Genomic DNA, 11596 nt, shown 5'->3' with positions numbered 1-11596 from the left:
TCTATAATTATTATAGTTATATCCAAAAATATCCTATTAGATTTGGTTAAAGGAGGGATACAAATGTTTACTTTAGGCAGCAGAATAAAATTCTTACGCACTAATTCTAACTTATCCTTAGATGAGCTTTCATCAATACTTTCTACAGCCAAAAGCACTCTAAGCAGAATAGAAAATGATAAGGTTTCACCTTCGTCAGATATCCTATTATCTATCTCAAGATTTTTTGGCGTATCTACAGATTGGCTTCTAACTGGTGAAGACTACTCATCGAATAGCTGTAATAATAAAAAATCTTCATCCAAATATTTTTCGTTACTTGAAATATATGAATCTGATGAATATAAATCCGATGATTCGTATATAAAGATAGCCTCAGAGATAGGAGATAGAATATGGTATCTAATGGAACAATTTAAATTTTCAAGCCAGAGTCTTTCTCAATATATTAACAAGATATTTTCTCCATTTTTTTCCATTTCATCTGAAGAAATAATTAGTTTTCATTATGGCAAAAAAATACCCAGCAAAGAAAATCTGTTTATTCTTTCAAAAGTATTTAATGTAACAGATGCGTGGATTCTTGTTGGAGACTCCATAAATTCTTCTGCAAAAAATAACAATGAAATTTTAGATTTTGAACTTGGTAAACGTATAAAAATATGTTTTGATCAAATATCTCTTCCTCTAGATATAAAGGCTAAAGCTATTGGTATTACAGTCAAAGACATATTTGATTATCAATATGGTTATATACCTGAAAAGTGTATTTTAGAAAAGATAGCTTATTTTTGTAATGTCTCATTTCAATGGCTTTTTAGTGGAAAAAGTGAAAATTCAAATCTGAGTCAAATACATACTGAATTTAAGCTATCTAACGAAATAAATATTCAAAGAAATGAATCAAATAGCTATAATGATATATTACCACTGCTTTCATCTGTACCTGATGAACTTATAGATGAGATTAAAAAATACATAGAATTTCGTATTTCATATTTAAAATATGAGGATTCTCAAAATGGTATCATAAATTCAAAATCATCCTGATATTTATTTTATTTGTTATAAACGATATGTTTTAGAGGTACCGCTGTGGTAATCGTTTACAAGATTGCTATTAGAATTATATATTTATATATGCATATAGCCTAATCCTTTCATTAATAGTTATTGCATATTTTTATATAATAACTTCATGTTATTAAAAATGTCCCCAATAATCCTGCATCGACTTGCTATGTATGAATTTAAATATCCTATAAGATTCTTATCCCTTGTTATGATTACAAACATTGCCTTATTATAATCCCATTTAATGTATCCAATCCTACTGTTAAACTCTACGATGTCTCCTTCATAAATCTCCTCATTACATTTATCAGTTAACCCAGACGACCCCATTAAATATACGTACCTATTGCTAAGTTTCATTTCAAAAGAATTATTAAAACTCATAGCATACCATTCATATTTTATGAATTGATTTCCACAATAAGATGGTTTCATATAAATATTATAGTACATATGCGCAGATGGCTCGTACCAAGCCCTGATTTTTAAATCCTTCATAAGTCCTTCACTCCAATCAAATACAAATAAGCAGATTAAGTTATATGCATCAATAGCAATGTATTTGAAGGCTTTTCTATATAATTCTATTCATTACTTTATATTGTATATTTTACATTATTATTTGAAATAACAAAAGTGTAGATTTAATTATTGCTAAATTAAAAAGAAAGAAGGGTAGATTTCCTTCTTTCTTTTTCCTATTTCAGAAAAATATCAGTTATTCTCTTTGACATTATTGGTATCGTATTGCAGGAAAATGTTACTACTGTATTAATGTTCCGCAATATGCTTAGTACCTTCTCAACAATAACTTTTACCTTTTCATTATTTTTATTAACTTCTCTGCAGATAGTATCATCCAAAAATATTTCACCCGCGCATTTATTTATTGCTGCCTTTAACCCTTCCAATCCGGATATCTTATAGTTTATTATAGCAAAGTCTATTTCATTCAATCTAAGTACAATAAAATTTTTCATTTCATCCGGAATAACACTGTCTAGCACCTGCTGTATGATATTATTAATTTTTACCTTCACCGTATCAAGCTGTTCCTGTTCCAGCTGTTTATAATCAAATGCTACGTCCAGTACTAAACTGCAGCCTTCTACTGTATTTAGCATAAGTTCGTCTATCTGATTTATAAAACTGCCGGGTTTCGCACTCAAATCCATTCTTATAAAAATATGCTGAAGCTTCAAAATTCCTCTTACCAGCGAGTCCCTATTACCTTTTCTCAAACCTTCAATATCCTTTTTTACATTTTCGGTTAACATAATTACATTTGCTATACAGGAAAGAATTCTAGACTTATCCTCCCTGTCTATTTCAAAAACATCAGCCCACATATCAGAAACAGTCAAATCTTTCTTTCCAAAATCTTTTGCCCTGAGTAGTATTTCATTAAGTCTTTCAGCTGGGTTCGACGAACATCTCATAGGCAACGTTACGTAAAACTTATAAGACACTCTAAATATGCAGAGGTCTATTTAAACTCTTACTCAAAATATCGTATCTGCTTTTCATTATGTCAACCTTCTCAGGGATGATGAACCTAGACTCCTAATAAACCTCATACAAGAATTAGAGTCTTATCTGTTACTTGTTTTAACATAACTTCCTCCTCTCTTATAATTATAAATTTTATATTGAAAACCTTGCGCTGTAACTAGCGCTGTCAGCAATTATAGATAGTCCTATTATACTTCTTACATTATATACTTCTACAGCAATAAGTGAATTCCTCTATTTTCCATGATTCATTTTATTCATATATTCGACCACTATATTCAGACCTGCTGGTTTTATACAGCCTATAACTTAATATAATTCCATCTCATATAGAAGCTGTTAGAAATAAAATCCTCACACAATAATTGTAATATTGATTAATTATAGTTTTTTAGGAAATAATATAACAATAATATAATTTTTAGGAGGTTTTTGTATGGAAACAACAATCATGGCACTTTCTATTGATCCAAGAGTAGAACATGCGCCTCAAGTTCAAACAGTATTAACAAAACACGGATGTATAATAAAAACTAGACTTGGACTTCATGAGACCAGCGAAGATTATTGTGAAAACAGAGGACTAATACTATTAAAAATAAACGGAAAAAAAGATGAAATCAACGAATTAGAACAAGAATTAAAAGATGTTGAAGGTGTTAACGTTAAATCTATGACTCTATAATGAGTCTTTTATCAGAGTCCCATTGTTTTAAATGTCGTTAGCAAAAGCATCTAAATTTATTTAAATATTTGTATTCTATAAAATTAATAGAAATACAACACATATTTTATTGAGGTGCGGTATATGAAATTAGAAATTTTATTTGAGGCTGCAGCAATCACAATTATAGCCATAGTCGTATTCAAGGTAATTACTCTATTAATTAAATAAAATGGAGACTGTTCAAGTCCTGCAGAATTCGATTTTGAACAGTCTATTAAATAAGCTCTATCTCTATAGATTTGTTTACGTAATATTTAGATTCATCCTTCAGCTTTACTCTTGACTTAACTATAATCCCTACCCTTTCTATTTATATTTATAAAATATTAATACATTTCAAAAAATACATTAATTTCGATATTAAACAGTATGATTACGAATACACAGAGCAAAACAGCATAAATTGTATACAAACTAATTATTATCAAGTATTGCAAATATCTGTAAATAATATAAAATTATATTTATACCTTTGTAAATTAGATAATTAACATAGAAAGAGGGTATTTTTATGATAGAAAAATTTTTTAACCTGCTCACAGGTGAACCCTTACCAAATGAAATGAAATCCCATGAAAAATACAACATACCTTTTGGACTAGCTATAATGACAAGTGATTCAGTATCATCTGTAGCTTATGCTTCTCAAGAAATACTGTTCGTTCTCATTCCTATGATAGGAGCATTGTCTTACAGATGGTTAGGGTATATATCATTAATGATAATAGGCCTTCTATTTGTACTTGCAGCGTCATATATACAAATAATAAAAGAATTTCCCCAAGGCGGCGGTGCCTACGTAGTCACAAAACAGAATATCGGTATTTTACCTGGACTGGTTGCTGGCGCAGCACTGCTTATAGATTATATTATGACTGTAGCAGTAAGTGCAAGTGCAGGAGTGTCTGCAATTATTTCAGCCTATCAAGATTTAGCAGATTATAAAGTTATAATTGTAGTGAGTTTAATAATTATATTATGTGTTTTAAACCTGAGAGGCATAAGCGAATCTTCTAGAATATTCAGCGTCCCTACTTATTTATTTATATTTAGTATGCTATTTATGATTATCTACGGAATAATTAGATACACAATATATGGAGCACCTGCTCCTATGCTCCGTGTCACATTAAAAATGAATGGAGATTTAGGAATATTATTGATACTAAAGGCTTTCTCCTCTGGTTGCACAGCACTAACAGGTCTTGAAGCTGTAAGTAATTCCGTACCAAATTTTCAAGAGCCCTCCACTAAAAGTGCTACTAAGGTAATGATAATATTAACAGCACTTATATTAATGATATTTGGTGGTACTTCGCTGCTTGCCAGATTCTATCATGCAATCCCACGGGATAATCTAACTGTGCTTTCTCAAATTGCATATGGGGTTTTTGGCGGAAAAACATTTATGTATTATGTTATTCAATATAGTACAGCTATAATACTTATAATGGCATGTAATACAGCTTTTACTGGATTTCCAATGCTTATGTATATAATAGGAAGGGACGGATATGCTCCTAGACAATTTACAGTCAGAGGAAAGCGATTAAGCTTTTCTGCAGGAATTATATTTCTTGCAACAATAGCGTGTATTCTAATAATCGCATTCAACGCAAATACCCATAGCCTTATTCCTCTATACTCAGTCGGAGTATTTTTATCTTTTGTTTTGGCTCAGACAAGCATGGTTATACATTGGAGAAAGTCTAAAGCTAAAGGATGGAAAAAAGGAATAGCTGTTAATGGTATTGGGTCAATAGTAACATTTATTACTACCTGCGTAATAATAAAAATTAAATTTTTTGAGGGTGCTTGGGTAGTTATTTTGTTAATACCATTAATCGTTTCCTTTATGATTCTGATTAAAAGTCATTATAATTATGTAGCTGAAAATCTTAAAGTTCCCTCAAGCGAACTTTCTAAAATTAATCTCAGCACTACCTATAATCATATAGTAGTAGTGCCTATAGCCAGCATCAATAGAGCAACAGTAAATGCTCTAAAATATGCTAGAAGTATTTCACCTGATGTTATTGCTTTAAATATATCTACGGACAAGCAAGCTATAGAAAGACTTGAAAACAGATGGAAAAAGCTAGATACAGATGTTTCTCTAATATGCAAATATTCAAGCTATAGATCTATTGTCGGTCCACTTGTAGCTACGATAGGATCGATAGTTAAAGCTTCATCAGAAGATGAAAAAGTAACTGTTATTATTCCAGAATTTATAACTCATCAATTGCTTGGTGGGCTGCTTCACAATCATACAGGTTTTGTACTTAGAGAATCTCTCTTAAAATACAACAATGTAATAATAGCCACTTACCCCTACCATTTTAATATGCATCCTATAAAACAATTTAAGTTTTCAAGGAATATTTAATTTCTAGAGACTAAAAATATAAGTATGGCTTACACTGCAAGTTAGAGAGACATATTCTGTCTCTCTAACCTATTTATCAATTTTATCTTTTATTAGCCTATTATACTGATTCAGTGCCGCATTTAAAATCTTACTAGCTGCTACAACTTCATTATCAACTAAATTTCCTTCATGCAGCTTAATTAACTTTTCAAGCTGTTCCCTTAATATTTCTATATCTTTCAACAGATCATCCAGTTCGTTCATCTCAACACCTCCAGTATTATTCTATCCAAAGATGTTTTTCATAATCATTATATAAATTAGTTCTTATTAGTAAGCACAAACTTATCTATGGCTTTTGCAACACCATCATTATTGTTTGTATCCGTAACATAATCCGCCTTTTGCTTAATATTTTCTGTAGAATTGCCCATAGCTACCCCAATACCAGCATACTCTAGCATCGATAAATCATTTTCGCTGTCTCCTATGGCTATGATCTCTTTTCTATCTATATTGTAGAAACCGCTTAGTACTTCAACAGCTTTTCCCTTACAAACTCCCTTATTATTTATCTCGATATTGTGCTTTGCCGAACTTACAACTTCAATCCCTTCTACATAATTAAGTTTAGTTCTGATTTCACTCAATTTGCGCTGATTCTTACTCATGATTTCACACTTAATAATATTATCCTGTTCAAAATCAAATACCTTGCCCCACTGCTCCCTGTTTTCTATATTTTCATACACTATTTTGGGATTTACTATTCTTAGCAGTTGTAAATACGGCATAACTGCTTTAACAAAATTATTTTCATAATATACTTTTTCTGGTGTAATAAACATTATCAGCACATTATATTTTGAAAGTATATCTATTAATTTCGGACAAATACCTTCCTTAAAAACGCCTTTATATATTATTTCATTCCTATCCTTCTCTTTTATTAAAGCTCCATTGGAGGCTATTACTGGAGACTTTACTCCAATCAGGTCTGAATAATACTTAGCATCCACATAAGTTCTGCCTGTGGTAATAACAATATGAATACCTTTATCAAACGCTTTTTTTATTGCTTCTTTAGACGCTTCACTAACTCTTTTATATTTATTTAAGAGAGTTCCATCCATATCTATACAAATTAGTTTATATTGCATAAGACATCACCTGCTTTATTATATTATTTATACTTTTTTTGTTTCTCACTATAAGCCTTTTCACGAAGCTCAATCTATGATAACAGTTTTGTATATTATCTATCATTAGGTAAAAAATAATACAATATTATTAGGGTTCGATGTAAATCAAGAATTTAAGTAACTTTTAATCCATGCAGCTTTTATGCAAATATTTTCAGAAGTTTCTATTTTGTAGTGAATAAAAAAGACAAGTACGTTAATAATTCTAATGGGGTGATGTATAGTGAAAAGAAAATTAGTTATTCGAGTTGGCACAGTTATTGGTTTAGGCATGGCATCATTGGTCATAGGTATTTTGCCATTAATTTTCTCCAAAAAATAAAAAAGTGGTAGGAAGTGATTTCCGTCGGCTGGAAAATGCCTCCTCCAACCACTTCCTACTCTATGCCGGCTCTATGCATTTACAAAGTATTATTTTCTATATTTCTTCTCACAAATTATTTTTCTTGTTTATTTATTAGTATTTTTTTATAGCTTTCTTCATATTTCTTCACATATTATATAGTTGTATTCCTTTAACAATATATACAATTTATTCATACAAATTTAAAATTTATCCACAATTGGGAAAAACATAAATTCCTAGAGACTAAAATACCTCCAATACCTCCATAAGCTTCTCCGCATCATAAACACGAAATCTTTTTTAATTAATATCCTGCACGATAGCTAAAATAGCGGCGATGTGGACGATGTCTCCTATCAAATAGTTCTCTAAGGATAAGAATACGTACTAAATCTCCTAAAATACCTCTTTCTCCAAAACCTAACTGCCTGCTTTCATCTTCTCTCATTGCTGGCTTAATTGTAGATTTTACTTCATCCTCTATATTCATGCAAATATCAGTAACCATTTTTTCTATTTCTTCATTTGATGGAATCCTCATACAACAGCAAGATTTATCAAACATATCACATTGAGAAATTACTTGAGGATAAACTATGATATATAGCTTAGGATACATCCTCCCTAATTGATATTCAGGTGTGTCTGATTCTGAAGAATCCGAATCTCCCATTTGATAATTTTCAGAACTTCTCATACATCGGGGTATTGGAACTCCATTAAAATAATTATACTCGTTTAAATACATTTAGCGCACTCCTATGAATTACTATTTTTTATACATTAATATGTTATGCTATATATATATCTATGTTAATAAAATTTATATCTTCAAGTTTTCACCATTAATATTCTCTACAATGAAAATACCTGAGAGTTTCTTCCCAGGTTCTTTTATCAATTTTAATAATATTTGCTTTTAAAATATGCTTTAAAGTAAAAATGCATCGAGTGCTGCTGTAGGTTTTCCATCATCACCCCAAGCACTTAACTTATATTTACTCCAACTATATGCTCCTTCAGGTTCCCAATAAAACACTCCTAAACCTTTTCCTTCTTGGATAGCCTTTACCCTCAATATAGCCTCTTTAAGCATATCATACGTATTTTCTATTTTAGTATCTTCTCCGCCAATCTCACATATCATTACTTCTTTACCATACCTAACAGCATATTCATTTAAATTATTACTTAAATTATCAATGGTCTCAGTGTAATCCTTTTTAAGCCACCATGGATAATAAGATACACCAATTACATCATATTTTCCGCCATTAGCCTTATGATTATCAAAGAAGCTTATAAACCTTTTTCTGTCATCTCCTTGATCCAGATGAATAATAACCTTTGCTTTCTTAAATACAGCTTTTACCGCTTCATAACCGCTATTTAACAACATTGACAGTTGTTTAAAATTTTTTGTACTACCTTCAGGCCACAGCATTCCATCAGGAATTTCATTACCTATTTGTACCCATTCAGGGTAAACTTCTTTTGACTTTAATGCATTCATAACTTCCAAAGTATAATTATAAACATCCAATACTAATTCTTCAAAGCTGTGATTTTCCCAAGCAGCAGGTTTCTTTTGATTTGCAGGATCTGCCCAGCTGTCACTGTAATGAAGATCTATCATCAATCTAAATCCCATATTTTTTGCACGAACTGCCATTTCCACTACTTCAGCTGTACTGCAATGACCACTGCCAGGATCATCAGAAGGGTTAACCCATGCTCTTAAACGTATTGAATTAATTCCATGCTCTTTTAGAATCTTAAGGCAATCCTCTTCTTCTCCATTATCATTATAAAACGTATACCCTGTTGCCTCCATCTGCTGTAGCCACCCTACATCTGCGCCTTTTGCAAAATTCGTTACTTCAGCATATTGTTTATTTATCATCTTTATCCCCCCCATTTTGTTAATAAATCTTATAGCATACTATGAATATATTAATATGTTATCACCAGATATTTTGTTTATCAATCAAAGCATTTTAATATTTATATGAGAGAATTAAGATTTATGGCAAAAAACAAAAGCCTTGATTTCTCAAGACTTTAAAAACTTTTGGTCTGGGTAACTGGATTTGAACCAGCGACCTCATGAACCCCATTCATGCGCGCTACCATCTGCGCCATACCCAGATAATTTCATATATGCTTTGGAATAAAATCATATTAACCTTATTCCAAAGTTATTATATGAAATTTTATTTTATAAGTCAACTTTTTTATTTTTGCACAGTTGTTGCTATTGATGCCTTTGCTTTTACTGCTGCAGCCGGAGTCACTATGACATCTTTTCCTTTGTTTATTTCACCAGCTACTACTTGTCTAAGATGCTCTATATCTGCATCGGTGAGATATGGTATCTTCTTTAATATTTCTTCCTTGAATTTTGCCTGAGCTGAGTCTATCGTTTTCTCTACCGTAGGCGTGATTCTGAAATATTCATCTACAATGTTCCATACATTCTTTGCTACTGCAAGTTCGTTGTTGTATTTTTCAACACCCATCTTGGCTATTTCTGCATTCTTTTTAGCCTGAATAAATGCTACTGCAGCATCACCTAAAGACTTGATTATAATGGTTATAACGCTTATCAAGCAGGTTATAACTACAGGAACTATTTCGTTTATCACTTGTTGAACCATAACAATCACCTTCCTTTATATATACATACTTTATAAATACCATTTTTTAATATAACTTTCCATTATATGTTAATTAACAATTTGTTAATTTTAATTAATTATAAAATAAGTCACTAAAAATTATCTTTTCAGTGACTAAAATAAATAAATTACTCTTTACTAAATAATTTACAATATTATACAGATTAGTCCTCCATTACCTTCATTAATGATTTTCTGAAGAGTTTTCTGTATTTTCATTTGAACATCATCTGGCATTTTGAAAAGTTTATTTTGAAGTCCCTCTTTAACAAGAACCTCTAAAGATTTACCAAACATATCACTCTGCCATATTTTAGATGGATCACTTTCAAACTGATCCAACAGTGACCTAACAAGCTCTTCGCTCTCTCTCTCTGTTCCCATAATAGGTGATATCTCAGTCTCTATGTCAGCTTTTATAAAGTGTAAGGATGGCGCACTAGCTTTCAGCTTCACACCATATCTGCTGCCCTGTTTTACAATTTCAGGTTCCTCCAGCTTCATTTCATAAAGTTGAGGAGCCACAAGACCGTAGCCGGTTTCTCTCACATCTCTAAGAGCCGTTTCAACTTTATCATATTCTACTTTTGCTTTGTGAAGCTTATCCATAACATCTAATAATTCACTTTCGCCTTTAATGTTGCAGCCGCATATTTCACCTAATATGTTATAAAAAATTGATTTTTCCGGAGCTAACTGTATTCTAGCAGTTCCGTCTCCCATATCCATTTCATTGAGATTACTCTTGTCCAAAAAATCAAATTGATCAAAAGAATCAACACAGCTTTTTATGTCCCGTACTTTGTCTATTTTTTTAGATAATTCACTAACTACATTTAAAAAACTCATTTTCAGCCAATGAGAAGTAGGCAGTTTTTCTATCCACTCCGGCATATCTATGTTTATTTCTCTTATAGGGAATTCTTTAAGTACTCTCTTAAATACGTCATTAACCTGCTGTTGACCCATATTTAATACATCCATTAATTCAACAGGTACATCATATTTTTCCTCAAGTTCCTCCCTTAATTCCACCGTATTCTTATCGTTAACATGAGCAGAATTAAGTATTATTATAAATGGTTTCTTTATTGATTTAAGTTCTTCAACGACTCTTTCTTCAGCTTCTAGATAATCATCTCTCGGGATATCAGCAATAGAACCATCTGTGGTTATAACAAGTCCTATCGTAGAATGTTCATTTATAACTTTCTTTGTGCCAAGTTCGGCTGCTTCTTCAAAAGGTATCTCATAATCATACCATGGTGTAGTAACCATTTTAGGTACTTCACCCTCTGCATAACCTGCTGCTGATTTAACTACATAACCAACGCAGTCTACCATTCTTACTTTGAACTTTATACCCTCTGAAATATTTATTTCTACAGCCTCATTAGGTACAAATTTAGGCTCTGTAGTATGAATTGTTTTGCCTGAAGAACTTTGGGGAAGCTCATCCTTTGCCCGCTGCTTCTTATAATTATTTTCAATATTAGGTATAACCATCATATCCATAAATTTTTTGATGAATGTTGACTTTCCAGTTCTTACAGGCCCAACAACCCCAACATATATATCTCCTTGGGTTCTCTCTGCTATATCCCTGTATATATCGAAATTTTCCAAGACATACCCTCCCACATCCACATATTACAATATATATATATTATTGGGTCAAGTATTTAT

At 31.4% G+C, this 11596-nt stretch carries 11 protein-coding genes and 1 tRNA gene; 3 read left to right on the top strand and 9 right to left on the bottom strand.

Features of this window, described 5'->3' with window-relative positions:
- Nucleotides 1–1050, top strand: a 1050-nt coding sequence (locus tag CLORY_RS17210) for a helix-turn-helix domain-containing protein (protein ID WP_207652232.1), incomplete at its 5' end; no start/stop codon positions are given.
- 120 nt (nt 1051–1170) lie between these two features.
- Here CLORY_RS17210 and CLORY_RS17205 read toward each other — a convergent pair.
- Both CLORY_RS17205 and CLORY_RS17200 read right to left on the bottom strand, forming a co-directional pair.
- Nucleotides 1171–1572 carry a YopX family protein gene (locus tag CLORY_RS17205; protein WP_079426767.1) on the bottom strand — a complete coding sequence of 134 codons (402 nt, stop codon included), beginning with the start codon at nt 1570–1572 and terminating at the stop codon, nt 1171–1173.
- A 200-nt stretch (nt 1573–1772) separates the two neighbouring features.
- Entirely contained in the window at nt 1773–2543 is a 771-nt protein-coding gene (locus CLORY_RS17200) for a hypothetical protein (protein ID WP_139376077.1), read from the bottom strand.
- 479 nt (nt 2544–3022) lie between these two features.
- Between CLORY_RS17200 and CLORY_RS17195 the strand changes: the two genes are divergently transcribed.
- Together CLORY_RS17195 and CLORY_RS17190 are read left to right on the top strand one after the other, a co-directional pair.
- Nucleotides 3023–3271, top strand: a complete 249-nt coding sequence (locus CLORY_RS17195) for a CPF_0552 family protein (RefSeq protein WP_079426764.1) — start codon at nt 3023–3025, stop codon at nt 3269–3271.
- 553 nt (nt 3272–3824) lie between these two features.
- Nucleotides 3825–5702: an APC family permease gene (locus CLORY_RS17190; RefSeq protein ID WP_079426762.1), complete on the top strand. Its 1878-nt coding sequence runs from the start codon at nt 3825–3827 to the stop codon at nt 5700–5702.
- 69 nt (nt 5703–5771) lie between these two features.
- Here the strand turns inward: CLORY_RS17190 and CLORY_RS17185 are convergent, their stop codons facing one another.
- The 7 genes from CLORY_RS17185 to spoIVA all read right to left on the bottom strand — a co-directional run bounded on the left by CLORY_RS17185 (nt 5772) and on the right by spoIVA (nt 11536).
- Nucleotides 5772–5948: an aspartyl-phosphate phosphatase Spo0E family protein gene (locus CLORY_RS17185; protein ID WP_079426760.1), complete on the bottom strand. Its 177-nt coding sequence runs from the start codon at nt 5946–5948 to the stop codon at nt 5772–5774.
- A 56-nt stretch (nt 5949–6004) separates the two neighbouring features.
- Nucleotides 6005–6844 carry a Cof-type HAD-IIB family hydrolase gene (locus CLORY_RS17180; RefSeq protein WP_079426758.1) on the bottom strand — a complete coding sequence of 280 codons (840 nt, stop codon included), beginning with the start codon at nt 6842–6844 and terminating at the stop codon, nt 6005–6007.
- A gap of 692 nt (nt 6845–7536) precedes the next feature.
- Nucleotides 7537–7980, bottom strand: coding sequence for a hypothetical protein (locus CLORY_RS17175; RefSeq protein WP_079426756.1), 444 nt, complete (start codon nt 7978–7980; stop codon nt 7537–7539).
- A 183-nt stretch (nt 7981–8163) separates the two neighbouring features.
- Nucleotides 8164–9135 (bottom strand): glycoside hydrolase family 53 protein, encoded by a 972-nt coding sequence (locus CLORY_RS17170; protein ID WP_207652231.1) that lies wholly within the window; start codon nt 9133–9135, stop codon nt 8164–8166.
- 169 nt (nt 9136–9304) lie between these two features.
- A tRNA-Pro gene (locus CLORY_RS17165) sits at nt 9305–9380 on the bottom strand.
- An 86-nt stretch (nt 9381–9466) separates the two neighbouring features.
- Nucleotides 9467–9889 carry a hypothetical protein gene (locus tag CLORY_RS17160; RefSeq protein ID WP_079426752.1) on the bottom strand — a complete coding sequence of 141 codons (423 nt, stop codon included), beginning with the start codon at nt 9887–9889 and terminating at the stop codon, nt 9467–9469.
- Between the two features lie 168 nt (nt 9890–10057).
- A complete protein-coding gene (gene spoIVA, locus CLORY_RS17155) occupies nt 10058–11536 on the bottom strand; it encodes a stage IV sporulation protein A (RefSeq protein ID WP_079426750.1) in 1479 nt (492 codons plus the stop codon).
- Between the last annotated feature and the right edge of the window lie 60 nt (nt 11537–11596).

Origin of the sequence: Clostridium oryzae (assembly GCF_002029235.1) — a bacterium.
Taxonomy (GTDB): Bacteria; Bacillota; Clostridia; order Clostridiales; family Clostridiaceae; genus Clostridium_AE; species Clostridium_AE oryzae.
Note: the sequence above shows the minus strand (reverse complement) of the source record. Positions and strands in the feature narration are given on the sequence as shown.

Bases quoted from the DNA above. Each gene is read 5' to 3' on its own strand.
- CLORY_RS17190 (WP_079426762.1), top strand. From the start codon at position 3,825: ATGATAGAAAAATTTTTTAACCTGCTCACAGGTGAACCCTTACCAAAT.
- CLORY_RS17195 (WP_079426764.1), top strand. From the start codon at position 3,023: ATGGAAACAACAATCATGGCACTTTCTATTGATCCAAGAGTAGAACAT.
- CLORY_RS17205 (WP_079426767.1), bottom strand. From the start codon at position 1,572: ATGAAGGATTTAAAAATCAGGGCTTGGTACGAGCCATCTGCGCATATG.
- CLORY_RS17175 (WP_079426756.1), bottom strand. From the start codon at position 7,980: ATGTATTTAAACGAGTATAATTATTTTAATGGAGTTCCAATACCCCGA.
- CLORY_RS17170 (WP_207652231.1), bottom strand. From the start codon at position 9,135: ATGATAAATAAACAATATGCTGAAGTAACGAATTTTGCAAAAGGCGCA.
- CLORY_RS17185 (WP_079426760.1), bottom strand. From the start codon at position 5,948: ATGAACGAACTGGATGATCTGTTGAAAGATATAGAAATATTAAGGGAA.
- CLORY_RS17160 (WP_079426752.1), bottom strand. From the start codon at position 9,889: ATGGTTCAACAAGTGATAAACGAAATAGTTCCTGTAGTTATAACCTGC.
- CLORY_RS17180 (WP_079426758.1), bottom strand. From the start codon at position 6,844: ATGCAATATAAACTAATTTGTATAGATATGGATGGAACTCTCTTAAAT.